Source organism: Amycolatopsis sp. WQ 127309 (assembly GCF_023023025.1).
Classification (GTDB): Bacteria; Actinomycetota; Actinomycetes; order Mycobacteriales; family Pseudonocardiaceae; genus Amycolatopsis.
Genome location: NZ_CP095481.1, coordinates 5,730,370 through 5,755,383, shown reverse-complemented (window position 1 = coordinate 5,755,383; position 25,014 = coordinate 5,730,370). Strand labels below are relative to the sequence as shown.

Genomic DNA, 25,014 nt, shown 5'->3' with positions numbered 1-25,014 from the left:
GTGGCACCCCGCCCCCCGTGGCGCGTGGCTGTGGCCGGTACCGCCGTCGCGGCGCTCGGCTTCAGCGCGTTCAGCCCCTTCGCTTCAGCGGCCACCGCCGCGGCGACGGACTACGAGTCCGAGAACGCCGTGATCTCCCAGGGCGTCGTCGAGTCGAACCACGCCGGCTACTCCGGCACCGGGTTCGTCAACTTCGACAACGTCGCCGGGAGCTACGTCGAGTACTCGGTGAACGCGGCACAAGCCGGGACGCACACGCTGACCTTCCGCTACGCCAACGGAACCGCCGACAACCGGCCGGTGAAGCTGATCGTCGACGGCGGTGACAAGGGCACCGTCGACTTCCCCGCCACCGGCGCGTGGACGACGTGGCAGACCGTCACCGCGACCGTGCAGCTGACCGCCGGGGTCAACAAGGTCCGGACCACCGCGACCACCGCCAACGGCGGGCCGAACGCGGACAAGCTCACCGACACCTTCACCGCGCCGAGCGACAGCGAACCGCCGTCGCCGCCGTCGAACCTGGCCGCCTCGAACATCCTGCCGACCGCCGCGACGTTCTCCTGGACCGCCGCGACCGACAACGTCGGCATCGTGCGCTACGAGATCAACCGCGGCGGCAACATCCTCAAGACCGTCGGCGGGACCACGACTTCGGCGACCGTGGACAACCTGACGCCGAACACCGCCTACGACATCTCGGTGGGCGCGTACGACGCCGCGGGCAACCCGTCGCAGCAGAGCAACGTCGTCGCCTTCACGACACCGCCGAGCACCGACACGACCCCGCCGAGCGTGCCGGGGAACCTGCGCTCCACCGGCGTCACCGCGAACAGCGTTTCCCTGGCGTGGAACGCTTCCACGGACAACGGCGGCACGATCTCGGCCTACGACGTCTTCCAGGGCGCCACGAAGGTCGCGTCCACGACGTCGCTCACCTCGACGGTGACGAACCTGAACCCGAACACGTCCTACACGTTCACGGTCAAGGCGCGGGACCCCAACGGGAACAGCTCCGCCGCGAGCAACGCGGTGACCGTGAAGACGAGCGCGCCGGGCGGCGCCGGCGGCATCCCGGAGTACGACAAGGACATCACGAAGGTCGATCTCGGCTGGGCGGTGGACTTCCTGCCGAACGGCAACGCGCTGGTGACCGAGCGGGACCGGTTCGAGATCCTGCTCGTGACGCCGGCCGGTCAGAAGACCACGCTGGGCACGGTGCCGGGCGCGGTGACCACCACCGGCGAAGGCGGCGTCCTCGGCCTGGCGATCTCGCCGAACTGGGCGAGCGACCACGCGATCTACGTCTACCACACGGCTTCCGGCGACAACCGGATCGTGAAGATGACCTACGACGGCACCACGCTGTCCTCGACGTCGACGCCGGTGCTCACCGGGATCGCGAAGAACCGCTACCACAACGGCGGCCGGATCAAGTTCGGCCCGGACGGCAAGCTCTACGCCACCGTGGGCGACGCGAAGAACAGTGACAACGCGCAGAACAAGAGCTCGCTCAACGGGAAGATCCTGCGGCTCAACGCCGACGGAACCGCGCCGAGCGACAACCCGTTCTACGCCACCGGCGGCAACGCGCGGTACGTCTGGAGCTACGGCCACCGCAACCCGCAGGGCCTGGCCTGGGACTCGCGCGGCCAGCTGTGGGCGGCGGAGTTCGGCGAGAGCAGCCTCGACGAGCTCAACCTGATCCAGAAGGGCGGCAACTTCGGCTGGCCCAGCTGCGAAGGCACGCAGGGCAGCTGCAGCGGCTTCATCGCACCGAAGAAGACCTGGCCGACGTCGCAGGCCGGGCCGTCCGGCGTGGAGATCGTCAACGACTGGATCTACATCGCCGGCGTCACGGGCAAGCAGCTGTTCGCCACGCAGATCACCGCGGCGGGCACCGGCGTCGGCACGGTGTCGACGTTGTTCTCCGGCCGCTGGGGCCGGCTGCGCTCAGTGACGAAGACGCCCGACGGCGGGCTCTGGCTGACGTCCACTAACAACGACATGAACGGCGGCACGCCGAGCGTCCTGGACAACGTGATCGTCCGGCTGAAGTTCCCCGCCGCCCACTGACCGCGGCTGGGGTGACCGGAGCGGCGCCGGTCACCTCAGCCGCGCTTCACACCGGCTCGGCAGTGACCTGCACGAGGTGGGCGTCCACGTCGAAGCCGTGTTCCTCCAGCCGGCGCCGGGCGAGCAGGCGTTCGTCGGCGGTGAACAGCGCTTCGTACTCCGGCCGGAGCATCGTCGCCTCGGAGCTGCGGGCGAGCTGGTTCTTCTCCCAGAGCAAGGCGAACCCGCCGGCGGTCCCGGCCCCGCGCAGCAGCCGGCGCGCGGCCTCGACGCCGCCGTGCTCGCGGACCATTCGTTCGAACTGGAGCGGCCGATAGCCGTAGTCGGTGGCGAGGACCCGGCAGCCGTCGAGCAGGTCATCCGTGAACCGCCGGGCCAGCCGCCGATCCGCGACGGGGATGGTTTCGGGCAAGTCGGACATTCGACACCTCTCGACGGGACACCTATCCCTTTGAGTCGCACGGGACCCCCGTTTCGCTACGTCGCGAGGGCGAAAACTGTCGGTCCCTTCTGCAAAGGTGGCCCCATGCGCACCGCGGTCGACGGCGAAGCCCATGTCCACTATGGACAGATCTACGTGCACAGCGAAGGAGGTGATCCGTTCGAAGGCGACCTGACGGCGTGATTCGCCGGGCAGCGCAACGGGTTGTGCGGCGCTGCCTTCCCGGGCACGTTGTTCCTGATCACCGGCCTGCACACCGGAAACGTCGGCTTCACCGCCGAAGTCCACGACACCGTGCCACCTCGAACTGTCACCGGGCGACTACCGCGTGCGCTACAGCGGGTCCAGGATGGACGCGGGACGCGAGCGCGACACCCGGTTCGACGGCGAACCCGCGCTGGACCGTTGTCTGCTGCAGTTCTGGCTCGCACCACTGGCGCCTGACATCGTTATCCGGCAAGGCAGCGCGATCCCGGGTACTGGCACGGTTTCGCCCGGGTGCAGCCGGCTCCCGACCGCCGGGAAGAGCGCGAGTAACCGGCCTCGGCGGCTGACGTCACCAGCCGAACAGGCGGTCCATGATCCGCGCGCAGCGGTCGGTCATCGCGGCCGCGTCCTCGTCCGGGCGGTCGATCCACCAGCTGATCAGCGAGTCGACCACGCCGGTCCAGACCTGCGCGACGGCCTCGATGTCGACCGGGTCGGCCAGCCCGCGCGACGTCATCAGCTGCGTCGCGCCCACCACCGCGAAGGCGTCCAGGCGGTGCCGGTAGCCGGCGGCCGCCGTGGCGATGTCGCCGCTGGCGGGCACCGTCGCGTCGCGCAGGAGGCGCCACGCGTAGCGGTCGTGGTCGAACGTCGCGAAGATCGCCGAGAGCACCTTCAGCGGCATCCGGTCGGGCTCGCCGCCGGCCGCCATGGTCGTCGCGACACCCTCGGTCAGCCGGTCGCCCGCGCGGTGCAGGCAGGCGAGGTACAGGCCGTCCTTCGAGCCGAAGTACTGGTACAGCAACGGTTTCGTGACGCCGACCCGGCGCGCGATCTCGACCATCGACGCGCCCGCGTACCCGGCCCGGCCGAACTCCTCGGTACCGGCGACGACGAGCTGCGCCTCGCGCTCCCCGCGGGGCATCCCCTTGGTCCCGACCGGTCTTGACTCCGTCACGTCCGAGACCCTACCGTGCGTAAAGTGACCCGAGGGTAAGTTACCGTCAGGTCAGATCCCAGGGCTGGATCTTAGGAGGCGATGTGGCCGAGTTCCTGGCGCACCTGCGCGACCCCGTGCTGTTCGCGATCCCGGTGTTCCTGCTGTTCGTGACGATCGAGATCGTCGCCGTGCACGTGCTCGGCCACGACGACAACGTGCTCGGCTACAGCCCCGCCGACACCCGCACGAGCATGCTGATGGGCACCGTCTCGGTCGGCGTCAACGCGCTGTTCCGGCTGGTGATGCTGGTCGTCTTCGCGGCGTTGTTCGAGCTGGCGCCGGTGAGGTTCGACCCGCGCGACTGGTGGACGTGGGTGCTCATGCTGCTCGGCCAGGAGCTGGTGTTCTACGCCTACCACCGGGCGAGCCACCGCGTCCGGCTGCTGTGGGCCGGGCACCAGGTGCACCACTCGAGCGAGCACTACAACTTCTCGACGGCGCTGCGCCAGAAGTGGACCCCGTACTTCCAGCTGCCGTTCTGGTCGGTGCTGGCGCTGTGCGGCATCCCGCCGTGGATGATCCTGACCGGCCTGTCGATCGACCTCGTCTACCAGTTCTTCGTGCACACCGAGAAGATCGGCAAGCTGCCACGCTGGTTCGAGTACGTCTTCAACACACCGTCACACCACCGCGTCCACCACGGCAGCGACGCCGAATACCTCGACGCCAACTACGGCGGCATCTTCATCGTGTGGGACCGGCTGTTCCGCAGTTTCGTCCCGGAGGGCAAGCGCCCGACGTACGGCCTGACGAAGAACATCACCACGTACAACCTGCTGAAGGTCGGCTTCCACGAGTACGGCTCGATCCTGCGCGACCTGCGCCGCGCCCGGACGTGGCGCGAGCGCGCGGGTTTCGTGTTCGGACCACCTGGTTGGCAGCCCACCGAAACCCGCGCGCTCGCGACCGCCGAGTGACTAAGCGGTGTCCTGCAGGTCCAGCTCGTTCTCCGGGCGCAGCGTCACCGGCAGGCTCGCCAGTGGCGGGCGCTGCGGGGACGTCAGGTCCGTCAGCACCAGTTCCCGCTCGACGCCGCCGGAAGACGCGCCTCGCTGGAACTGGGCCAGCATCGTGGCCGGCGGGATGGCCGTCACCAGCCTGCCGTAGCGCTCCAGGCGGTCGAACAGCGTCTGCATGATCTGGCCCGACATGCGGCCCAGCGCCTGGGTGCTCTGGTGGCGGTGCACGCGGTGGCCGAGGTCGACCTGGGCCAGCGAGTCGAGCCCGCGCAGTTCGAGCAGGTCGATCAGGTGGCCGATCTCGACGCCGTAGTTGACGACGAACGGGATGCTCTCCAGCACCTCGCGCCGGCCCGCGTACTCGCCCGCGAGGGGCTGGACGAAGCCGGACAGCTCGGGCCAGAACATGTTGATCAGCGGCCGCGCGACGAGCTCGGTGACCCGGCCGCCGCCTTCCGGCTCGCTGCCCGCCGCGCCGTTGAGCGGGCGGTGGTAAAAGCCCTTGACGTAGGCCACCGACGGGTCGGTGAGCAGCGGGCCCAGCAGGCCCGTGACGTAGTCGGTGGTGAAGTCGTAGAGATCGCCGTCGACGAAGACCACGAGGTCTCCGGTCGTCGCGGCGACGCCCTTCCAGAGGGCCTCGCCCTTGCCCTGCAGCCCGTCGAGGGCCGGGAACACGGCGTCCTGCGCGACGACGCGTGCGCCGGCCGCCGCGGCCACCTCGGCGGTGGCGTCGGTCGAGTGGCTGTCGACGACCAGGATCTCGTCGACGAGCCGGTGGTGCTCGCAGAGTTCCTCGCGGATGGCGGTGACGATCGCGCCGACCGTCGCTTCCTCGTTGCGCGCGGGGATGACCACCGAGACGGTCGTGCCGCGTTTGGCCTCGACCAGCTGGTCCGCCGTCCAGTCGTCGGCCCTGCTGCTGCGCCGGGCGAGCCAGGTGCCGACCTCCGGCGACACCTGCAGCTGCGCGCGGTCATTGCTGTTCCGGCTCGTGCGCATGCGTTCCCCTTCCCTCGTTCGGCGTACTCCCTCCCGACCGAGGTTCGACGCGGCGCGTTTCGGCGACCACTCCCCCGTGCTACCGCGGTGTTACGAGTTCGGCGCCGCGGCACCGATCCCGTTAACCGCACGGACGGAAAACGACCTGACCAGCGCGGCGGCGCCGGGTCAGGCGTCTTCCTCTTCCTCGAGCATCTCCGGGGTGACCGCGGACTCGGTGTCCGGGATGCTCAGGTCCTTCGCCCGCTTGTCCGCCATCGCCAGCAGGCGGCGGATGCGGCCGGCGACCGCGTCCTTCGTCATCTGCGGGTCCGACAGCTGGCCCAGTTCCTCCAGGGACGCCTGCCGGTTGGACAGCCGGAGCTTGCCCGCGGCCAGCAGGTGGTCCGGGGCCGTGTCGCCGAGGATCTCCAGGGCGCGCTCGACCCGGGCCGCCGCCGCGACGGCCGCGCGGGCCGAGCGGCGGAGGTTCGCGTCGTCGAAGTTGGCCAGCCGGTTCGCCGTCGCCCGCACCTCGCGGCGCATCCGGCGTTCCTCCCACTGCAGCACGCTCGTGTGCGCGCCGAGGCGCGTCAGCAGCGCGCCGATCGCGTCACCGTCGCGGACCACGACGCGGTCGGCGCCGCGGACCTCGCGCGACTTCGCCTGGATGCCCATCCGGCGCGCGGCACCCACCAGAGCCAGCGCCGCCTCCGGGCCGGGGCACGTCACTTCCAGTGACGACGAACGGCCCGGCTCCGTCAGGGAACCGTGGGCGAGGAACGCCCCGCGCCACGCCGCTTCGGCGTCGGCCACGCCGCCGGACACCACGGCCGCGGGCAGCCCGCGCACCGGCCGGCCGCGCTGGTCGATCAGCCCGGTCTGCCGGGCCAGCCCCTCGCCGTCCTTGACCACGCGCACCACGTACCGGGTGCCCTTGCGCAGCCCGCCGCTGGCGGTGATGACGTGGACGTCGGAATGGTGGCCGTAGAGCTCGTGGATCTCCTTGCGCAGCCGTCGCGCGACCGAGCCCGTGTCCAGCTCCGCTTCGACGACCACCCGGCCGGCCACGATGTGCAGCCCGCCGGCGAAGCGAAGCAGCGACGCGACCTCCGCCCGGCGCGGCCCGATCTTCGTGATCTCCAGCCGGCTCAGTTCGTCCTTCACCGCGGCGGTCATCGCCATTACTGCCCCTCCCTGCCTTGTGCTCCTCCCCCGTGCTCCCCGCCCCTGCCGAGACCGAGAGCCTCCCGCATACACCTCGCGAGCGCATCAGGATCATGCCGTCCCGCCACTTCCGGGTCGGCCACCGCCCCCAGGTGCGCCCGGCCGCCGAGCCGCTCGGCCGCGCGCCGGAGATTCGCCGGGTCGGGGACCGAATCGCGGTCCGCGATCACCGCGTCCACCCGCAGATCGGGCGCGTGCTCGGACAGGACGTCCAGGTGCCGCTCCGGGGAGAACCCCGCGGTTTCCCCCGGCTGGGGGACAAGGTTGAGCACGAGCACCTTCGTCGCGGTGGTCTTGACGAGCGCGTCGTGCAGCCCCGGTACGAGCAGGTGCGGCAGCACGCTCGTGAACCACGAGCCGGGACCGAGGAACACGACGTCGGCCGCCAGCACCGCGTCCACCGCTTCGGCGCACGCCTGCGGCGGCCGCCCCGACCGGCCCGGCGTGTGCAGGCTCACGCGCTGCACCTGCCCCGGCGTCGAGGCCACCGCGACCTGACCGCGGATCGTGCGCAGCGCCGCCGGGTCCTCGCTGTCGAGGCCGCTGACCTCCCCCACGATCTCCAGCGGCTCCGGCGACATCGGCAGCACCCGGCCGGAGACGCCGATCAGCCGGCACGCCTCGTCGAGCGCCGCCACCGGGTCGCCGAGCACCTCGAACAACCCGGCCAGCAGCAGGTTCCCCACCGCGTGCCCGGCCAGCGCGCCGTCGCCGCCGAAGCGGTGCTGGAACACCTCGGCCCAGAGCGTGCCGCCGTCTTCCGCGGCGAAGGCGGCGAACGCCTGCCGGAGGTCGCCCGGCGGCAGCAGCCCGAGCTCGCGCCGCAGCCGGCCGGACGAGCCGCCGTCGTCGGCCACGGTGACGATCGCGGTGACGTCGGGAGTCACCCGCCGCACCGCGGACAACGTGGCGTGCAGTCCGTGGCCGCCCCCGAGGGCGACCGCCCGCACGTTATTCACGACCAAGGTCGCGGTGCACCACCTTCACGGCCATTCCGTCCTCTTTGGACAGACGCTGGGCGAGCTCGACGGACAGCGCCACACTGCGGTGCTTGCCACCGGTGCAGCCCACGGCGAGGGTCAGGTACCGCTTGCCCTCGCGCTTGTAGCCGGCGCCGATGAGCCGCAGCAGCTGGTGGTAGCGGTCGAGGAACTCCTCGGCGCCTTCCTGCGAGAGCACGTAGTTGCGGACCTCGCCGTCGAGGCCCGTGTGCTCGCGCAGCTCCGGGATCCAGAACGGGTTCGGCAGGAAGCGGACGTCCATCACCAGGTCCGCGTCCATCGGCAGGCCGTACTTGTACCCGAACGACAGCACGGTGACGCGGGTCTGCGTGCTCGCCTCGGAGCCGAACGCGTCCTCGATCTTGGCGCGCAGGTCGTGCACCGACAGCGACGACGTGTCGAGCACCAGGTCGGCCTCTTCGCGCAGCGGCTCCAGCAGCACGCGCTCCGCCGTGATGCCGTCGGCGAGCCGGCCGTCACCCTGCATCGGGTGGCCGCGCCGGACGGCCTCGAAGCGCCGCACCAGCACGGCGTCGGTCGCCTCCAGGAACAGCACGCGCGGCTTGTACCCCCGCGCGTCCAGGTCCTTGATCACCGAGGCGAGGTCGTCGGTGAAGGCGCGCGAGCGCACGTCCATGACGACGGCCACCTTGGTGATCGCGCCGCGCGCCTGCGCGCCCAGCTCGACCATCGTGGCGATCAGCTCCGGGGGCAGGTTGTCCACGACGAACCAGCCCAGGTCCTCCAGGCACTTGGCCGCGGTGCTGCGGCCCGCCCCCGACAGCCCGGACACGACCGCGACCTCCATGCCGGAGCCGCGGACATCTTCTTGCGCACTCACTGTCTTTCCTACTCCCCTGTCTTCGTGCCCTGGCCCACGCCGGACTCCCCGGCCAGCGCGGCGACCACGGCCTCCGCGGTGCGCCTGCCGAAGCCGGGCACCGCCTCGATCTCTTCGATCCGGGCCTGCTTGAGCTTCTTGACCGAGCCGAAGTGCTTGATCAGCGCGGTGCGGCGAGCCTGCCCCAGCCCGGGCACACTGTCCAATTCGGACGCCTGCAGCCGCTTGGAGCGCTTCTCGCGGTGGTAGGTGATGGCGAAGCGATGCGCCTCGTCACGCAGCCGCTGCAGCAGGAACAGCCCCTCCGACGTCCGGGGCAGGATCACCGGATCGGGGTCGGCGGGCAGCCACACCTCTTCGAGCCGCTTCGCCAGCCCCACCACGGAAATGTCGGTGATGCCCAGTTCGGCCAGGACGTCCGCGGCCGCCGTGGCCTGCGGACCCGCGCCGTCGACGACCAGCAGGTTCGGCGGGTAGGCGAACTTGCGCGGCCGGCCGGTCTCCGGGTCGAGGCCCGGCTTCGACGAGTCGATCGGGACGTCGGCGCCCTCGGCCGTTTCCTTGAGGTAGCGGTTGAACCGCCGCCGGACGACCTCGGCGATCGACGCGACGTCGCCCTCTTCGGCCGCCTCGCGCAACGCGAAGCGCCGGTACTCGGACTTGCGCGCCAGCCCGTCTTCGAAGACGACGAGCGACGCCACGACGTCACTGCCCTGGATGTGGCTGATGTCGATGCACTCGATGCGCAGCGGCGCGGTGTCGAGGGCCAGGAAGTCCTGCAGCTCGGTGAGCGCCGCCGACCGCGCCGTGAGGTCGCCCGCGCGCCGCAGCTTGTGCTGGGTGAACGCCTCCCCCGCGTTGCGCTGCACCGTCTCGGCGAGGGCCTTCTTGTCGCCGCGCTGCGGCACCCGCACCTGCACCCGCGAGCCGCGCAGCCCGGTGAGCCACTCCGCCAGCGCGTCCGCGTCCGCGGGCAGCTCCGGGACCAGGACCTCGCGCGGGACCGCCGGCCCGGCGTCGACGTTGTCGCCGGCCTCGAGCTCGGCCTGCTCGCCGTAGAACTGCGTGATGAAGTGGTCGACCAGCGCCGGGACGTCCATCTCCTCGGCCTTGTCGATGACCCAGCCACGCTGGCCGCGGACCCGGCCGCCGCGCACGTGGAAGACCTGGACGGCGGCCTCGAGGTCGTCGTGGGCGAACGCCACGACGTCGGCGTCCGTGCCGTCGCCGAACACCACGGCCTGCTTCTCCATGGCGCGGCGCAGCGCGCCGAGGTCGTCGCGCAGCCGGGCCGCGCGCTCGAACTCGAGCTCCCCGGACGCGGCCGCCATCTCGGCTTCGAGGCGCTTGATCATGCCGTCGGTCTTGCCGGCGAGGAAGTCGCAGAAGTCTTCGACGATGTCGCGGTGCTCATCGGCCGAGACCCGCCCGACGCACGGCGCCGAGCACTTCTCGATGTAGCCGAGCAGGCAGGGGCGGCCGATCTGGCCGTGGCGCCGGAACACCCCGGCCGAGCAGGTGCGCGCCGGGAACACCCGCAGCAGCAGGTCGAGCGTCTCGCGGATGGCCCACGCGTGCGAGTACGGCCCGAAGTACCGGACACCCTTCTTGCGCGCGCCGCGGTAGACGAACAGGCGCGGGAACTCCTCGTTGAGCGTGACCGCCAGGACCGGGTAGCTCTTGTCGTCGCGGTAGCGGACGTTGAACCGCGGGTCGAACTCCTTGATCCAGTTGTACTCGAGCTGGAGCGCCTCGACCTCGGTGGTGACGACGGTCCACTCGACGCTCGCGGCCGTGGTCACCATCTGCCGGGTGCGCGGGTGCAGGCCCGAGAGGTCGGCGAAGTAGGAGTTCAGTCTGCTGCGCAGGCTTTTCGCCTTGCCGACGTAGATGACCCGCCTGGTCGCGTCGCGGAACTTGTACACGCCGGGGGCATCCGGGATGCTCCCCGGCGAGGGACGGTAGGTGGTCGGGTCAGCCACGCCCCCAAGACTATGGCTCGCCACCGACAGTTCTCGCACGCCCCCGGTTCGCCCGCCGGAAGTAGGGTGATCGCCGCCTTCCGACCTTCGTCGGTGTACCCCGGCGTGACGCGGTGGTTACTTTCCGACCCAGCAGGTTCGGGTCCCATCCGAAAGGATCACCGCCGTGAGCTTTCTCCGTGTCCTTGGTGCCGCTTCAGCGCTCTCGATGGCCGCCGTCGCCTTGACGCTCGCCGGTGGCGCCGCCGCTTCGGCCGGCGTCCAGCCGAACATCGTCGGCGGCGGCACCGCCCCGACGGTCTCCTGGGGCGCCCAGGTGTACGTCAACACGCCCGGGCGCGACTTCCAGGGCTTCAACTGCTCCGGCACGGTCATCGCGTCGCGCTGGGTGATGACCGCGGTGCACTGCCTCGACGAGGACGGCTCGGGCATGCACGTCAAGGTTGGCACCAACACGCTCTTCTCCGGCACGCAGATCGCCGTCGACGGCAAGTACGAGTCCCCGAACGGCGACATCGCGCTGCTGCACCTGGCCTCGGCGACCAGCGCCGGCCCGATCTCGCTGGGCAGCGCCGACCCGTCGACCGGCAGCACCAACCAGCTCTACGGCTGGGGCCGCACCACGCCGACCGGCCCGCCGGCGTCGGCGCTGAAGGTGGCGAACGTCCAGGTGACCGGCCGGTCGTCGGACGCCTACGGCGGCCGCGCGATCCAGAGCGTCGGCATCAACGGCTCGGCCTGGAAGGGCGACTCGGGCGGCCCCGAGGTCTCGAACGGCGTCCAGGTCGGCGTCGCCTCGACGGTGCAGAACCAGAGCGGGACCAACACGCGCGGCACGAACAACTACGCGAGCGTGGCGTCGAGCCGGTCCTGGATCCGGACGACGGCCGGCGTCTGAGGTTCTTTACTCGAAAGGGGCGGCCGCTCGTGCCGCCCCTTTCTTGTCGGTGCTGTGTGGGATGCTCGCGGCATGCGGATCGCCACCTGGAACGTGAACTCCATCCTCCCGCGGCTGCCGCGCGTCCTGGACTTCCTGGAGAAGACCGCACCGGACGTGCTGTGCCTGCAGGAGCTGAAGAACACGACGGAGAAGTTCCCGGCGGCCGAGGTCGAGGCACTCGGGTACGAGGTGGCCGCGTACGGGCTGGGCCAGTGGAACGGCGTCGGGATCGTCTCGCGCGTGGGCCTGTCGGACGTGGTGCGCGGGCTGCCGGACGAGCCGGAGTACGACGGCGCCGCCGAGGCCCGAGCGATCGGCGCGACGTGTGGCGGCGTGCGGGTGTGGTCGGTGTACGTGCCCAACGGGCGCGAGCCGGACAACCCGCACTACGCGTACAAGCTGGAGTGGCTGGAGTCCCTGCGGTCGCTGGCGGCGTCGGAGCTGTCGTCCGAAGGGTCGTTCGCGGTGCTGGGCGACTTCAACGTCGCCCCGACGGACGCCGACGTCTGGGACATCACGCTCTTCGCGGAGTCGACACACGTGACGCCCCCGGAGCGCGAGGCCCTGGCGCGGCTGCGGAAGCTGGGCCTGACGGACGTCTTCCCGAGGCCGCTGAAGTACGACCACCCGTTCACGTACTGGGACTACCGCGGGGGCAACTTCCCCAACAACAAGGGCATGCGCATCGACCTGGTGTACGGGAACGAAGCGTTCACGAGCGCGGTCACGGACTCCTACGTGGACCGCGACGCCCGCAAGGGCAAGCTCCCGTCGGACCACGCACCCATCGTGGTGGACCTGACCCTCTGACCCACGCCGCCCTTGCGCCCCAATGTGGCGTTGGGGGCCGGTGCTTGGGACCGGTGGTCAGCCGCCGGTGGCTGTGCGGTGCAGTTTTCGCAGTGCCCGGACCGCTTCCACCGCTCGGGTGCGGTCCACCGACTGGACCGCCATCACCGCGTGGTACTCGTCCTCCGGCAGCTCCAAGCGCGCCCACGACGCGCCGTCCGGGAAGCTCACCGACAGCACCTCGGTCCACGCGAAACGTCGCGTCATCAGGACGTTGCGGACTTCGATGCCCTCGGCGTCGGCCCGGACGCGGGCGATCGCGAACAGCATCACGCCCGCCGCGAGCAGGATGCCGATGCCCACCATCGCCGCCTGGTCCGAACGCTGGAAGTGCACTCCGGTGTTGCCGTTGCGCAGCAGGATCGCCACCACGATGAACACCGCCAGCAGCGCCACCGCGAGCACGCTGCACATGATCAGCGCGCGGCGCGGCCGGATGACCAGGGTCGCCGACGAAGATGAAGTAGCCACGCTCACACGAAACCCCGCTCGGTCCACGGCTGGCGCAGGCTCCGCAGCGCGTGCGCCGTGTCGAGCGCCGCGACCGCGGCCTCGTAGCCCTTGTCCTCCTTCGAGCCGGGGCGGCCCGAGCGGTCCAGGGCCTGCTCCTCGGTGTCGCAGGTCAGGACGCCGTTGCCGACCGGGGTGCTCTCGTCGAGGGCCACCCGGGTCAGGCCCGCCGTCACCGCGTCGCACACGTACTCGAAGTGCGGGGTGCCACCGCGGATGACGACGCCGAGCGCGACGACGGCGTCGTGGTTGCGGGCCAGGGCCTGCGCCACCACGGGCAGCTCGATCGCGCCCGCGACGCGCACGACCGTCGGCTCTTCTTCGAGTTCGGCCTCGCGGGCCGCGGCCAGGGCCCGCTCCAGCAGCAGATCGGCGATGGGCGCGTTCCACTTGGTGGTGACGATGCCCAGCTTCAGCGACTTGCAGTCGGAGAGGTCCAGCTTGACCTCCGGTCGGCCTTCACCGCTCACAGCGTGCCTCCCTCGGGGTGCTCGGTGCCGGCGCCGACCTGGTCGTAGTGCTCCAGCTGGGCCAGGTCGTGCCCCATCCGGTCGCGCTTGGTCCGCAGGTAGCGCAGGTTCTCCGGGTTCGGCGAGATCGGCAGCGGCACCCGCCCGGTGACGCGCAGGCCGTAGCCTTCGAGGCCGATCCGCTTGGCCGGGTTGTTCGACAGCAGCCGCATGGTGCGGACGCCGAGGTCGCAGAGGATCTGCGCGCCGGTGCCGTAGTCGCGGGCGTCGGCGGGCACGCCCAGCGCGAGGTTGGCGTCGACGGTGTCGGCGCCGTCGTCCTGCAGCTGGTAGGCCTGCAGCTTGTGCAGCAGGCCGATGCCGCGGCCCTCGTGGCCGCGGATGTAGAGCACCACGCCGCGCCCTTCGGCGGCGACGGCGGCCAGCGCCGCGTCCAGCTGCGGGCCGCAGTCGCAGCGCAGCGAGCCGAAGACGTCGCCGGTCAGGCACTCGGAGTGGACGCGCACGAGGATGTCCTGGCCGTCGCCGATCTCGCCGTAGACGAACGCGACGTGCTCGATGCCGTCGAGCAGCGAGTCGTAGCCGACCGCGCGGAACGTGCCCGCGGACAGCGGGATGCGCGCCTCGGCGACCCGCTCGACCTGCTTCTCGGTGCGACGGCGGTAGGCGATCAGGTCGGCGATGGTGATGATCGCCAGGCCGTGGTCGGCCGCGAAGACCTCCAGCTCGTCGCGGCGGGCCATGTCGCCCTCGTCCTTCTGCGACACGATCTCGCAGAGCACCCCGGCCGCGTTCAGCCCGGCCATCCGGGCCAGGTCGACCGACGCCTCGGTGTGCCCGGGACGGCGGAGCACGCCGCCCTCCTTCGCGCGCAGCGGGACGACGTGGCCGGGACGGCGGAAGTCCTTCGCGGACGACGCCGGGTCGGCGAGCAGCCGGATGGTGTGCGCGCGGTCGGCGGCGGAGATGCCGGTGCTGATGCCGTCGGCGGCGTCGACCGTGACGCTGTACGCGGTGCCGCGCGCGTCCTGGTTCGTGTGGTACATCGGCGGCAGGTCCAGCCGGTCCGCCTCGGCCTCGGTCAGCGCGACGCAGACGTAGCCGGAGGTGTAGCGGACCATGAAGGCCAGCAGCTCCGGGGTCGCCTTTTCCGCCGCGAAGATGAGGTCGCCCTCGTTCTCGCGGTCTTCGTCGTCGACCACGACGACCGCACGGCCCGCCGCGATGTCCGCGATCGCCCGCTCGATGGCGTCGGCGTCGAACACCGCCCCGGTGCCGCACGGGGTCCAGCCCGCTTCGGGCTCTGCCGCACTCGACTCAGGCTCACTCATGACCGCTCCGCTCCTCTGTGCCGCCGCCGTCCCGATTCTGCACCTGGTCGCGGATGTGTGCCTCGGCCAGCTTTTCGACGTACTTCGCGACCACGTCGACCTCCAGGTTGACCAGGTCGCCGGCCTCGCGGCCGCCGAGCGTGGTCACCTCCAGGGTGGTCGGGATCAGCGCCACCGCGAACCGGTCGCCGGTGATCGCGGCGACGGTCAGCGAAATGCCGTCCACCGCGATCGAGCCCTTCTCGACCACGTAGCGCGCCAGGTGCTCCGGCAGCGCGAACGTCGTGACGCCGTTCTCGTCGCGCGAGAGGAACACGCCCGTCCCGTCGACGTGGCCCTGCATGATGTGCCCGCCGAGCCGGCCGCCGGCCGGGGTGGCGCGCTCCAGGTTGACGCGGTCGCCGACCGCGACCTTCGCCAGGCTGGAGCGCTGGAGCGTCTCATCGACGACGTCCACGGTGAACTCGCCGCCGGCGACGTCGACCACCGTCAGGCAGACGCCGCTGACCGCGATCGAGTCGCCGTGCCCGGCGTCGCTCGTCACCAGCGGCCCGCGCACCCGCAGGCGCGCCGCGTTCGTCACCTGCTCGACCGCGACGACCTCGCCGATCTCCTCGACTATGCCGGTGAACACGTCCGCTGCCTCCTCGTAGCCGGGTCCCTCTCCATCCAACACCCGAGGCGCTCGAAGGGCTTCTCCGCCCGCGCCTCGGGCGGGGATTCAGCCCGCTCGGAAGCGCGCGGCCTGCTCGCGCAGGGCGGCGACGGCCTTCCCGGGGTCGCCGGCGCCGTAGACGGCGGACCCGGCGACGAAGCAGTCGACGCCCGCTTCGGCGGCCTGCTCGATGGTCTCGGCGTTGATCCCGCCGTCGATCTCGACGACCAGCTTCAGGTGCCCGGTGTCGACCAGCCGCCGCGCGGTGCGGACCTTCTCCAGGACGTCCGCGATGAACGACTGCCCGCCGAAGCCCGGCTCGACCGACATCACCAGCAGCGTGTCGTAGTGCTTGAGCGCGTCTAGCCACGGCTCGAGCGCGGTGCCCGGCTTGATCGACAGGCCGGCCTTCGCGCCCGCGGCGCGCAGGTTCTTCGCCAGCGCGACCGGGTCCTTCGCGGCCTCGGCGTGCACCGTGACGTTGTAGGCGCCGGCCTCGGCGTACCCGATCGCCCAGCGGTCCGGGTCGTCGATCATCAGGTGGCAGTCGATCGGCACGTCCGTGCTCTTGAGCAGCGCCTTGACCACGGGCAGGCCCAGGGTCAGGTTGGGCACGAAGTGCGCGTCCATGACGTCGACGTGCACCCAGTCGGCGCGGTGGTCGCCGGGGCCGGCCACGGCGGCGATCTCCTCGCCGAGCCGGGCGAAGTCCGCGGAGAGGATGCTGGGGGCGATCAGGGGTCGGTCTGCCACATCCCGAGTGTAGGAGGCTCGCGCTAACGGTCGCTAACCGGTTGTGACCAGAATCTGGCTCCCGAGAGGGAGGTCACCCCGCCACCGGCCGCCCTACGCTCGCCGCATGTCCGGATTCCTCCTGTCCCTGACGCGGATCGGCAGCTACCGCAGCCTGCTCCACGCCGCCGCGGGCGCCGCCATCGCGGTGCCGGTGGCCCCCTTCGCCCTCGCCGTGGCGGTGTCGGTCGACGTCGACTCCCGGCTCCGCGCGCTCATCGCCCTGCTCGCCCTGGCCGTGCTGATGGGGCTGCTGGGCCTGCTGGGACCGGTGCGGCGCCTCGGCGTCGGCCTGGCGAACACGCTGCTCGGCACCGGCGTCCCCACGCCCGAGCGGCACCCGGGTGCCGGGGCGCGGCTGCGCTCGGGCCTGTGGCTCGCGCTGCACACCGCGGCCGGCGGCATCCTGTTCACCGTGCTGGCCTTCCTGGGGCTCGGGGTGCTCGTGCCCGCGGTGTGGCTGGCGGGTGGCCAGGACCGGATCTCGCTGTTCTGGTCCGACGTCCCGCTCGGGGCGTGGACGCTCCCGTTCGGGCTGGTGGCGGTCGTCGCGGCGCTGGTGCTGACGGCGGCCACCACCCTCGGCCTCCGCGTCGGCGCGGCCGCGCTGCTGGGGCCGTCCGCGGCCGAGCGCGCGGCGCTCGCCGAACGCCGCGCCGCCATGCTCGCCCAGCGCAACCGGCTGGCCCGCGAGCTGCACGACTCGATCGGGCACACGCTGACGACGTCGACGCTGCACGCGGCGGCGGCCGCCGACCTGGTCGAGGCGGATCCGGCCCAGGTCCGGCGCGCCCTCGGCACGATCGAAGAAGCCTCGCGCAGCGCCCTCGAAGACCTCGACCACGTCCTCGGCCTGTTGCGCGACGAGCCGGCCGCGAAGGAGCCGACACGCACGTTGACCGAGGTGGACGTCCTCGCCGTCCGCGCCCGCGACGCCGGGCTCGACGTCCGGCTGACCGTCCGCGGCCCGGTCGCCGCGCTGCCCGCCACGGTGTCGCGCGAGGGCTACCGGATCGTCCAGGAGGGCCTGACCAACGCGCTGCGGCACGCCGGGCCGGGCCGGGTGGACGTCCGTGTCGAAGCCGGGCCGGACCGCCTGGAGATCGCGGTCGTCAACCCCCTGGACGGGGAACGCGCACGCTCGGGACGGCACGGGCTGGAGGGGCTCGCGGAGCGCGTCGAGGCCCTGCGCGGCGAGCTGGCCGCCGGACCGGACGGCGAGCGGTGGCGGCTGAGCGCGACCATCCCGCTGCGGGCGGGCACGTGAGCCCGACCGTCCTGCTGGCCGACGACGAACCCCTGGTCCGCGCCGGTCTGCGGGCCCTGCTGGAGCAGCAGGGCCTGACGGTCGTCGGCGAGGCGGCCGACGGTGCCGAGGTGCTGCCCGCCGTGCGCCGGACCACGCCCGACGTCGTGCTGATGGACGTCCGGATGCCCGGCACCGACGGCATCGAGGCCACCCGGCAGCTCCTCGGCGCGCTGGCCGAGCCGCCGAAAGTCCTCGTCGTCACGACGTTCGACAACGACGACTACGTGCACGAGGCGCTGCTGGCCGGGGCCAGCGGGTTCCTGCTGAAGCGGGCGCGCAAGGAGGAGATCGCGCACGCCGTGCGGACCGTCGCCGCCGGGGAGTCGCTGCTGTTCCCGGAGGCGATCCGGCGGCTGGTGAGCGCGCGGACGCCCGGCGGGGCGCACGCGCGGGCGGCGAAGAAGCTGACCCGGCGCGAAGCCGAGGTGCTGCGGCTGATCGCCACCGGACTGTCCAACCAGGACATCGCCGCCGCGCTCGTGATCAGCCTCGAGACCGTGAAGACGCACGTGGGCAACATCTTCGGGAAGCTCGGCGCGGGCAACCGCAGCCAGGCCGTGGTCATCGCCTACGAAGCGGGCGTCGTCCGGCCGGGACACCTCGCCGGTCAATAACCGACGTGCTCCCGGTCACCCGCGGGAAGCCAGGTGTTCGGCCAGCCGCCACCTGCCGCTCACCTCGCGTCCGTGCACGGCACACGTGCAACCGGACTAATGACCCGTGTCCGGAATCCGGACCTTTACTTCCCGAAGTCCCCGAAGAGGAGAAACATGGCTTCGCTGCTCACCGGCCGCCGCCGCTGGCTGGTCGCGGGCGCGCTCGGCGCCGCACTGGTCGCCGCCGCCCCGGTCGCCCTGGCCGCCACCGGCTCCGGCCCCGCCGACGCGCGCTCGGCCGGCACCGGTGACCGCACCAATGACGTCCGCTCCGCGATCCAGGGCGGCAGCGCCCGCAACGTCATCCTGTTCATCGGTGACGGCATGGGCCAGTCGGAGATCACCGCCGCCCGCAACTACGAGCGCGGCGCCGCGGGCCGGCTCGCGATGGACGAGCTGCCCCTGACCGGCGACTACACGACCTACGCCGTCGAGCAGAACAACCCCGGCAAGCCGAACTACGTGACCGACTCGGCCGCGTCCGGCACCGGCTGGGCCACCGGCACCAAGTCCTACAACGGCGCGATCTCGGTCGACGCCTACGGCAACGACGTGCCGACGATCCTCGAGATCGCCAAGCGCAACGGCCTGCGCACGGGCGACGTCACGACCGCCGAGGTCCAGGACGCCACCCCGGCCGTGCTCGGCTCGCACGTCGTCAGCCGCGACTGCAAGGGCCCGGTCGAGACGACCGCCAAGTGCGCCAAGAACGCCAAGGAGAACGGCGGCCTCGGCTCGATCTCCGAGCAGCTGGTGCAGACCCGCCCCGACGTCCTGCTGGGCGGCGGCGCGGCGTACTTCGACCAGAAGGTGACGGCCGGCAAGTTCAAGGGCAAGACGGTGCTGGAGCAGGCCAAGGCGGCCGGCTACAACGTCGTCAGCACCGCGGCCGACCTGGCGGCGGCGAAGAAGGGCAAGCCGGTCCTCGGCCTGTTCGCCAAGAACAACCTGCCGGTGAACTGGACCGGCCCGGCGGCGGTGCACGGCGGCACCGCGCCGGCCCGCTGCACCCCGAACGCGGCCCTGCCGAAGGCCCAGCCGAAGCTGGCCGAGCAGACCCGCAAGGCGATCGAGCTGCTCGAGGACCGTCGCAGCGACAAGGGTTTCTTCCTGCAGGTCGAGGGCGCGAGCATCGACAAGCAGGACCACGCGGCCGACCCGTGCGGCCAGATCGGCGAGACGGTCGACTTCGACGCGGCGATCGCGGCGGGCACGGCGTACGCCCGCAGCCACCCCGACACCCTGGTGCTGGTGACCGCCGACCACGGCCACAGCAGCCAGATCGTCGAGCCGACGGCCACCCCGGGCCTGACCGCGACGCTCGTCACCAACGAGGGCGCGAACATGACCCTGGCCTACGGCACCGCGGAGACAGGCGGCTCGCAGTCGCACACCGGCACCCAGGTGCGCATCGCGGGCCTCGGCCCGCAGGCGGCCAACATCGTCGGCCTGACCAACCAGACCGACCTGTTCGGCACGCTGAAGCGGGCCCTGCGCCTGCGCTGACGCTTCATGGTGGGGCAGGCCCCCGGATCCATCGGGCGGCCTGCCCCAATGCCCCTGACGCCGGTGCTCCCTAGGTTGGGGAGACCGAGACACAGGGAGTCATTTCATGCGGAAATCCTTGCGCGGCAAGCAGATCGTCGCGTGCGGCACGCTCGTCGCGCTCCTCGCGGCGACCACCGCGGCACCGGCGCTCGCCGTCACCACGAATCCGCTGCAGCGGGCGCTCGACCGCGTCACCGCCCAGGGCGGCGCGCCCGGCGCCGAAGCCGTCGTCACCGACCACGGCCGCGTCACCGAGACGCGCAGCGGGACCGGCGACCTGACCACGGGGAAGCCGTACCCGCACGACGCGAAGTTCCGCGTCGGCAGCGTCACCAAGACGTTCGTCGCGACCGTGGTGCTGCAGCTCGTCGCCGACGGGAAAGTGCAGCTCGACGCGCCGATCGAGCGCTACCTGCCCGGCCTCGTCGCCGGCAACGGGAACGACGGCCGGCAGATCACCGTGCGGAACCTGTTGCAGCACACCAGCGGGCTCTACAACTACACCGACGACGTGCTGACGGCGGACCCCGAGTCCCTGCGCCACCGCGGTGCCGAGCCCGGCGAACTGGTCGCGATCGCGCTGCGGCACCCGCCGCTGTTCGCGCCCGGCCGTGGCTGGTCCTATTCGAACACCGATTACATCGTCGCCGGGATGCTCGTCGAGAAGGTCACCGGCCGCAGTCTCGCCACGGAGATCGACCGCCGGATCGCCCGGCCGCTCGGCCTGCGCGACACGGCACTGCCCGGCCGCGGCGACGAACACCTGCCGGCGCCGCACCCGCGCGGCTACCTGTCGCTCGGCGGGCCCCCGGCCGACTTCACCGACTTCGACCCGTCGATCGCCGGTGCCGCGGGCGGGCTCGTGTCGTCCGGCCGGGACCTGGACACGTTCTTCAGCGCGTTGCTGGCCGGCCGGCTGCTGCCCGCCGCGCAGCTCGCGCAGATGCGGCGCACCGTCCCGGCACCGACCGAACCCGGTGCCGACTACGGCCTCGGCCTGATCCGCCGCACACTGCCGGACGGCACGCCGTACTGGGGCCACGACGGAGGCATCTTCGGCTTCGCCACCTTGGCCGGCGCCCTCGACGGCGGCCGGGCCGCCGCCGTGTCGGTCAACGAGCTCCCCGCGCCAGACGGCGTGCAGCAGAACACCCAGACGGCGTTCGAGGTCGCGCTGGCCCGCAGGTAGCCGGAACTGTCGGTGCCACCCGGTAGCGTGGAAATCGGGGGCGGCGCCCCATGCGCTGTTCGGCGAAACGGCTTGTTCAGGGCAGTGACCGGCTCAGGGCAGCAGGTCCAGCGCCTCGGTCCACGGCCGCCCGGCGTCCAGGCGGTGCAGCGTCACCCCGGCCTCCGCGAGGGTGCCGAGGTGGCGCCGCCACGCCGGGTGGTGCACCCGGGTGTCCTGGATCTGGTAGGCCACGACGATCGTGATCCCGGGCGCGCCGAGGACGTCACCGAGCACGGTCAGCGCCTGGTTGTCCGCGATCCCGAGCGCCAGCTTCGCCACCGAATTGGCCGACGCGGGCGCGAACAGGAACACCGACGGGTCCGGGTGCGGCCGGGGCTCCCCCGGCAGCCGGGATGCGCTGCGCACCGGCAGGTCGGTCGCCGACTCGACCTCCGCCAGGGCGCCGGTCGACTCGAGCCAGCGCATCGCCGTCGGCGTCAGGGTGATCGCCGTCCGCCAGCCGCGGGCGGCGGCGGGCCGGGCCAGCTCGGCGGCGAACCGGACGTCCAGCCCGCCGCACGAGCCGGCGACCAGCCCGAGATCGGTCACGGTTTGCGCAGCACGGCGCAGAACATCGCGTCGGTGCCGTGGCGGTGCGGCCACAGCTGCACGTACGGTCCGTCACCGAGCTCGGGCACGCCGGGGAAGAACTCCCGCGAGTCCAGCACTTCGGCCTTCAGCCGCCGTGCCGTCTCGCCCACCACGCCCTCGGTCTCGGCCAGGTGCGGCGAGCAGACGACGTAGGTGAGCGCGCCGCCGGGCCGCAGCAGGGCGTAGGCCGCGGTGATCAGCTCGCCCTGCAGCTTCGTCAGGTCCGCGACGTCGGAGGGCTGACGCCGCCAGCGCGCCTCCGGCCGCCGTCGCAGCGCGCCGAGGCCGCTGCAGGGCGCGTCGACGAGGATCCGGTCGTAGCCCGGTTCCAAGCCGCTTTCGCGGCCGTCGGCGACGTGCACCTTCACCGGCAGGCCGATCGTGGCCTTCTCGACCAGCTTCGCGCGGTGCGGCGCTTTCTCGACGGCGTCCACGGTCGCGCCGCTCAACGCCGCGAGGGAGCCGAGCATGACCGCCTTGCCGCCGGGACCGGCGCAGAGGTCGAGCCAGCGCTCGTCCGAGCCCTCGACCGGCACCTTCGTCGCGGCGATCGCGCAGAGCTGGCTGCCCTCGTCCTGCACCGCGGCGAGCCGTTCGCGGATCGGCTCGGCGTCGGCCGGGTCGCCGGCGCCCGCGGGCAGGCGCACGCCGTAGGGCGAGTACGGCGCCGGGTCGCCGCCGGTGATCGCGGCCAGCTCGTCGGCGGTGATCTCGCCGGGGCGGGCGACCAGGTGCACTTCGGGCCGCGCGTCGTCGGCTTCGAGCGCGGCCTTGAGGCCGGCACCCTTGTCCCCCAGCGCTTCGGCGAACGAGCGGGCGATCCAGCGCGGGTGCGCGGTGCGCAGCGCGTACGCGCCGATCGGGTCGGTCGAGTCGTCCGGCGCCAGCTCGTCGAGCCAGGCGGCTTCGTCCTTTTCGGACACCTTGCGCATGATGGCGTTCGCGAACCCCGTGGCCCACGAACCGGCTTCGGCGCGCACGAGGTCCACAGTGGACGTCACCGCGGCGTGCTCCGGGATGCGCGTGCGCAGCAGCTGGTAGACGCCGAGGCGCAGCGCGTCCAGCACCGTGGGGTCGGTCTTGGCCAGCGGCCGCTCGGCGTTGGCCTCGATGACGGCGTCGAGCAGGCCCTGCGCCCGCGACGTGCCGTACGCCAGCTCGGTGGCCAGCGCGGCGTCCCGGCCGCTGATCCGCCGCTCGCGCAGCAGGTCCGGCAGGACGAGGTTGGCGTAGGCGTCCTTCTCGCGCACGGCGCGCAGGACGTCGAACGCGGCCTGGCGGGCGGCGTCCACCTCCGGCGGGCGGCGCGGGCTTTCCTTGCGCGGGGCCGGGTGGCTCCGCTGCGGCCGTGACGGCCGGCGTTCCCTGTTGTCGTTCATCGGAGGCGTTCTCCCTGCTCGATCCGTGTTCCGCGAGCCCAGTCGGTGGCCGCCATCCGTTTCTTGCCGGGTGCCTGCACTTCGCCGAGCCGCAACGGCTTCGTCGCCGTCCCGACCAGCACCCGCTTGCGTTCCAGCACGATCTCGCCCGGCGGCGGGCCGGGTTCGTCGACCACCGTGACCGGGCCGAGCTTCAGCCGTTCCCCGCGGAACTCCGCCCACGCGCCCGGCTCCGGGGTGACCGACCGGATCTGCCGGTCGACCGCCGCGGCCGGGTCGGCGAACGACACGCGGGCGTCGTCGACCGTCACCTTCGGCGCGTAGCTGAGCCCCTCGGCGGGCTGCTCCTGCGCGCGCAGGGTGCCGTCGGCGAGACCGTCCATGGTGGACAGGAGCAGCTTGGCCCCGGACTCCGACAGCCGGCCGAGCAGTTCGCCCGCGGTGTCGGTCGCGGCGATGGTCTCGGTGACCACGCCGAAGACCGGGCCCGCGTCCAGCTCCTTGACGATCCGGAAGGTCGAGGCGCCGGTGATCTCGTCGCCGGCGCGGATCGCGGCCTGCACCGGCGCGGCCCCGCGCCAGGCGGGCAGCAGCGAGAAGTGCAGGTTCACCCAGCCGAGCGACGGGATGTCGAGCGCGGACTGCGGCAGCAACGCCCCGTAGGCGACGACCGGGCAGGCGTCCGGCGCGAGCTCGGCGAGGCGCGCGAGGAAGGCCGGGTCACCGGCGCGGGCGGGCGTCAGCACCTCGATGCCGTGCTCGTCGGCGAGGGCGCCGACAGGCGAGCGGACGACGTGACGGCCGCGCCCGGCCTGGGCATCGGGCCGGGTCACGACGGCGACGACCTCGTGCCGGCCGGAGTCGAGCAGAGCGCGCAGGGCGGGGACCGCCGGTTCGGGGGTGCCGGCGAAGACGAGCTTCATCGGCCCACCACCGGCGGGAGCAGGGATTCAAGTGGCTGGAACATCGGGCCTGAGTCTAGAAGGCCCCGGTGATCGTGGCGCGCCCGCGCCCGCCGGAAACCCCGGCGACAGCCCGGACAGGCCCGGCTAGCGTCACCCGCATGCCCGGACGATCTTCCGCACCGACGTGGCGCCCGCTGACCCGCGAGGACGCGCGGGCGTCGGCCGACCTCCTCAACGCCATGGAAACCGCAGACCGGATCGGCGAGCACTACACCGCCGACGACACCCGCACCGAGCTGGCCGACCCCTACGCGGATCTGGAGCGCGGCAGCCTCGCGGCCTTCGACGGCGACACGATGATCGGCTACGTCAAGATCCGCTTCAAGCCGACCGCCGACGAGGTCCACCGGGTATTCCTGGACGGCGGAGTCCACCCGGCCTGCCGCCGCCGTGGAATCGGCACCACGCTCGTGGAGGCCGGGGTGGCGGCGGCGAAGGTGCTCCACGAGCTGCACCACCCGGGCGCGAAGCTCATGGTCGACGTCCACCGGCCCGGGCACATCGCCGGCCTGGCCGAGCTGATGCGGTCACGGAGCTTCACGCCGGTCCGGTACTTCCGGCGCATGGAACACCGGCTCGACGACCTGGCGCCGGTGGACGAGCCACGGATCGGGCCGTGGTCGGCGGCGACCGACGAGGACTTCCGGCGGACCCGCAACGCGGCGTTCGCGGACCACTGGGGCGCGGTGCCGATGCCCGCGGACATGTGGCGGAACAAGATCACCAACCAGACGTTCCGGCCGGACGCCAGCTTCCTTTTCCGGGACCCGGACGGGGCACCGGCCGGCCTGCTGGTGACCCTGTCCTGGGACGCCGACACCGAGGCGACCGGCCTCCGCGACGCGCACTTCATGGTCGTCGGGACGCGGCCCGAGCGCCGGCGCCGGGGCGTCGCGACGGCACTGCTCGCGCACGCGTTGCGCGCGGCGGCCGAGCAGGGGTACGACCAAGCGAGCCTCGTCGTCGACTCGGCGAGCCCGTCCGGGGCGTCGGGCGTCTTCGCGAAGGCCGGGTTCGAGCCGAAGACGCGCTACGTCCGCTGGGCGCTCGAAGCCTGAACCGGAGTGCCCAG

Annotated in this window: 24 protein-coding genes; 9 read left to right on the top strand and 15 right to left on the bottom strand. The window is 72.2% G+C overall.

What is annotated here, in order from left to right:
* Positions 1–2,076, top strand: coding sequence for a PQQ-dependent sugar dehydrogenase (locus MUY22_RS27180; RefSeq protein ID WP_247049172.1), 2,076 nt, complete (start codon positions 1–3; stop codon positions 2,074–2,076).
* A gap of 46 nt (positions 2,077–2,122) precedes the next feature.
* Here the strand turns inward: MUY22_RS27180 and MUY22_RS27175 are convergent, their stop codons facing one another.
* Both MUY22_RS27175 and MUY22_RS27170 read right to left on the bottom strand, forming a co-directional pair.
* Positions 2,123–2,497 carry a hypothetical protein gene (locus MUY22_RS27175; protein WP_247049171.1) on the bottom strand — a complete coding sequence of 125 codons (375 nt, stop codon included), beginning with the start codon at positions 2,495–2,497 and terminating at the stop codon, positions 2,123–2,125.
* 577 nt (positions 2,498–3,074) lie between these two features.
* Positions 3,075–3,683 (bottom strand): TetR/AcrR family transcriptional regulator, encoded by a 609-nt coding sequence (locus MUY22_RS27170; protein WP_247049170.1) that lies wholly within the window; start codon positions 3,681–3,683, stop codon positions 3,075–3,077.
* Positions 3,684–3,766: 83 nt separating this feature from the next.
* On the opposite strand from MUY22_RS27170, the gene MUY22_RS27165 reads away from it, so the two are divergent.
* Positions 3,767–4,642: a sterol desaturase family protein gene (locus tag MUY22_RS27165; protein ID WP_247049169.1), complete on the top strand. Its 876-nt coding sequence runs from the start codon at positions 3,767–3,769 to the stop codon at positions 4,640–4,642.
* Here MUY22_RS27165 and MUY22_RS27160 read toward each other — a convergent pair whose 3' ends face one another.
* From MUY22_RS27160 to uvrC, 5 genes are all read right to left on the bottom strand, one after another.
* Complete coding sequence (locus MUY22_RS27160; protein ID WP_247049168.1) at positions 4,643–5,686, bottom strand: glucosyl-3-phosphoglycerate synthase; 1,044 nt, start codon at positions 5,684–5,686, stop codon at positions 4,643–4,645.
* Positions 5,687–5,854: 168 nt separating this feature from the next.
* Positions 5,855–6,850, bottom strand: coding sequence for a DNA-binding protein WhiA (whiA, locus tag MUY22_RS27155; RefSeq protein ID WP_247049167.1), 996 nt, complete (start codon positions 6,848–6,850; stop codon positions 5,855–5,857).
* Entirely contained in the window at positions 6,850–7,842 is a 993-nt protein-coding gene (gene yvcK, locus MUY22_RS27150) for a uridine diphosphate-N-acetylglucosamine-binding protein YvcK (protein WP_247049166.1), read from the bottom strand. The genes whiA and yvcK overlap by 1 nt, the downstream gene beginning before the upstream one ends.
* Position 7,843: 1 nt before the next feature.
* Complete coding sequence (gene rapZ / locus MUY22_RS27145) at positions 7,844–8,701, bottom strand: RNase adapter RapZ (protein ID WP_247064155.1); 858 nt, start codon at positions 8,699–8,701, stop codon at positions 7,844–7,846.
* A 41-nt stretch (positions 8,702–8,742) separates the two neighbouring features.
* A complete protein-coding gene (gene uvrC, locus MUY22_RS27140) occupies positions 8,743–10,716 on the bottom strand; it encodes an excinuclease ABC subunit UvrC (protein WP_247049165.1) in 1,974 nt (657 codons plus the stop codon).
* Between the two features lie 166 nt (positions 10,717–10,882).
* Here uvrC and MUY22_RS27135 point away from each other — a divergent pair, with 166 nt between their 5' ends.
* Positions 10,883–11,614, top strand: a complete 732-nt coding sequence (locus MUY22_RS27135; protein WP_247049164.1) for a trypsin-like serine protease — start codon at positions 10,883–10,885, stop codon at positions 11,612–11,614.
* A gap of 72 nt (positions 11,615–11,686) precedes the next feature.
* Complete coding sequence (locus MUY22_RS27130) at positions 11,687–12,466, top strand: exodeoxyribonuclease III (protein WP_247049163.1); 780 nt, start codon at positions 11,687–11,689, stop codon at positions 12,464–12,466.
* 57 nt (positions 12,467–12,523) lie between these two features.
* Here MUY22_RS27130 and MUY22_RS27125 read toward each other — a convergent pair whose 3' ends face one another.
* From MUY22_RS27125 to rpe, 5 genes are all read right to left on the bottom strand, one after another.
* Positions 12,524–12,919, bottom strand: a complete 396-nt coding sequence (locus MUY22_RS27125) for a PH domain-containing protein (protein ID WP_247064153.1) — start codon at positions 12,917–12,919, stop codon at positions 12,524–12,526.
* Between the two features lie 59 nt (positions 12,920–12,978).
* Positions 12,979–13,485, bottom strand: coding sequence for a 6,7-dimethyl-8-ribityllumazine synthase (gene ribH / locus MUY22_RS27120; RefSeq protein ID WP_247049162.1), 507 nt, complete (start codon positions 13,483–13,485; stop codon positions 12,979–12,981).
* A complete protein-coding gene (locus MUY22_RS27115; protein ID WP_247049161.1) occupies positions 13,482–14,816 on the bottom strand; it encodes a bifunctional 3,4-dihydroxy-2-butanone-4-phosphate synthase/GTP cyclohydrolase II in 1,335 nt (444 codons plus the stop codon). Before MUY22_RS27115 ends, ribH begins: the two co-directional genes overlap by 4 nt.
* Complete coding sequence (locus MUY22_RS27110; protein ID WP_247049160.1) at positions 14,809–15,450, bottom strand: riboflavin synthase; 642 nt, start codon at positions 15,448–15,450, stop codon at positions 14,809–14,811. The genes MUY22_RS27115 and MUY22_RS27110 overlap by 8 nt, the downstream gene beginning before the upstream one ends.
* Positions 15,451–15,537: 87 nt before the next feature.
* Positions 15,538–16,209 carry a ribulose-phosphate 3-epimerase gene (rpe, locus tag MUY22_RS27105; RefSeq protein WP_247064151.1) on the bottom strand — a complete coding sequence of 224 codons (672 nt, stop codon included), beginning with the start codon at positions 16,207–16,209 and terminating at the stop codon, positions 15,538–15,540.
* Between the two features lie 121 nt (positions 16,210–16,330).
* Between rpe and MUY22_RS27100 the strand changes: the two genes are divergently transcribed.
* The 4 genes from MUY22_RS27100 (at position 16,331) to MUY22_RS27085 (ending at position 20,965) form a co-directional block, all read left to right on the top strand.
* Entirely contained in the window at positions 16,331–17,530 is a 1,200-nt protein-coding gene (locus MUY22_RS27100) for a sensor histidine kinase (protein WP_247049159.1), read from the top strand.
* On the top strand, positions 17,527–18,186 hold the full coding sequence (locus MUY22_RS27095) for a response regulator transcription factor (RefSeq protein ID WP_247049158.1): 660 nt from the start codon (positions 17,527–17,529) through the stop codon (positions 18,184–18,186). The genes MUY22_RS27100 and MUY22_RS27095 overlap by 4 nt, the downstream gene beginning before the upstream one ends.
* 156 nt (positions 18,187–18,342) lie before the next feature.
* A complete protein-coding gene (gene phoA / locus MUY22_RS27090) occupies positions 18,343–19,734 on the top strand; it encodes an alkaline phosphatase (protein WP_247049157.1) in 1,392 nt (463 codons plus the stop codon).
* A 106-nt stretch (positions 19,735–19,840) separates the two neighbouring features.
* Positions 19,841–20,965 carry a serine hydrolase gene (locus MUY22_RS27085; RefSeq protein ID WP_247049156.1) on the top strand — a complete coding sequence of 375 codons (1,125 nt, stop codon included), beginning with the start codon at positions 19,841–19,843 and terminating at the stop codon, positions 20,963–20,965.
* Positions 20,966–21,058: 93 nt separating this feature from the next.
* Here MUY22_RS27085 and MUY22_RS27080 read toward each other — a convergent pair whose 3' ends face one another.
* From MUY22_RS27080 to fmt, 3 genes are read right to left on the bottom strand one after another with little or no spacing between them, the layout of a single operon-like run.
* Complete coding sequence (locus MUY22_RS27080; protein WP_247049155.1) at positions 21,059–21,556, bottom strand: flavoprotein; 498 nt, start codon at positions 21,554–21,556, stop codon at positions 21,059–21,061.
* The gene (locus tag MUY22_RS27075; protein WP_247049154.1) at positions 21,553–22,977 is read right to left on the bottom strand and encodes an RsmB/NOP family class I SAM-dependent RNA methyltransferase; all 1,425 of its coding nucleotides are present in this window, start codon (positions 22,975–22,977) and stop codon (positions 21,553–21,555) included. The genes MUY22_RS27080 and MUY22_RS27075 overlap by 4 nt, the downstream gene beginning before the upstream one ends.
* A complete protein-coding gene (gene fmt / locus MUY22_RS27070; RefSeq protein WP_247049153.1) occupies positions 22,974–23,900 on the bottom strand; it encodes a methionyl-tRNA formyltransferase in 927 nt (308 codons plus the stop codon). The genes MUY22_RS27075 and fmt overlap by 4 nt, the downstream gene beginning before the upstream one ends.
* Positions 23,901–24,040: 140 nt before the next feature.
* Here fmt and MUY22_RS27065 point away from each other — a divergent pair, with 140 nt between their 5' ends.
* A complete protein-coding gene (locus tag MUY22_RS27065) occupies positions 24,041–25,000 on the top strand; it encodes a GNAT family N-acetyltransferase (protein ID WP_247049152.1) in 960 nt (319 codons plus the stop codon).
* The last annotated feature ends 14 nt before the right edge of the window (positions 25,001–25,014 follow it).

Excerpts from the sequence above, each read along its gene's own strand:
- MUY22_RS27175 (WP_247049171.1), bottom strand. The coding sequence starts at position 2,497 with ATGTCCGACTTGCCCGAAACCATCCCCGTCGCGGATCGGCGGCTGGCC.
- MUY22_RS27160 (WP_247049168.1), bottom strand. The coding sequence starts at position 5,686 with ATGCGCACGAGCCGGAACAGCAATGACCGCGCGCAGCTGCAGGTGTCG.
- whiA (WP_247049167.1), bottom strand. The coding sequence starts at position 6,850 with ATGGCGATGACCGCCGCGGTGAAGGACGAACTGAGCCGGCTGGAGATC.
- rapZ (WP_247064155.1), bottom strand. The coding sequence starts at position 8,701 with ATGGAGGTCGCGGTCGTGTCCGGGCTGTCGGGGGCGGGCCGCAGCACC.
- MUY22_RS27130 (WP_247049163.1), top strand. The coding sequence starts at position 11,687 with ATGCGGATCGCCACCTGGAACGTGAACTCCATCCTCCCGCGGCTGCCG.
- MUY22_RS27125 (WP_247064153.1), bottom strand. The coding sequence starts at position 12,919 with ATGTGCAGCGTGCTCGCGGTGGCGCTGCTGGCGGTGTTCATCGTGGTG.
- MUY22_RS27115 (WP_247049161.1), bottom strand. The coding sequence starts at position 14,816 with ATGAGTGAGCCTGAGTCGAGTGCGGCAGAGCCCGAAGCGGGCTGGACC.
- MUY22_RS27100 (WP_247049159.1), top strand. The coding sequence starts at position 16,331 with ATGTCCGGATTCCTCCTGTCCCTGACGCGGATCGGCAGCTACCGCAGC.
- phoA (WP_247049157.1), top strand. The coding sequence starts at position 18,343 with ATGGCTTCGCTGCTCACCGGCCGCCGCCGCTGGCTGGTCGCGGGCGCG.
- MUY22_RS27085 (WP_247049156.1), top strand. The coding sequence starts at position 19,841 with ATGCGGAAATCCTTGCGCGGCAAGCAGATCGTCGCGTGCGGCACGCTC.
- MUY22_RS27075 (WP_247049154.1), bottom strand. The coding sequence starts at position 22,977 with ATGAACGACAACAGGGAACGCCGGCCGTCACGGCCGCAGCGGAGCCAC.
- fmt (WP_247049153.1), bottom strand. The coding sequence starts at position 23,900 with ATGAAGCTCGTCTTCGCCGGCACCCCCGAACCGGCGGTCCCCGCCCTG.
- MUY22_RS27065 (WP_247049152.1), top strand. The coding sequence starts at position 24,041 with ATGCCCGGACGATCTTCCGCACCGACGTGGCGCCCGCTGACCCGCGAG.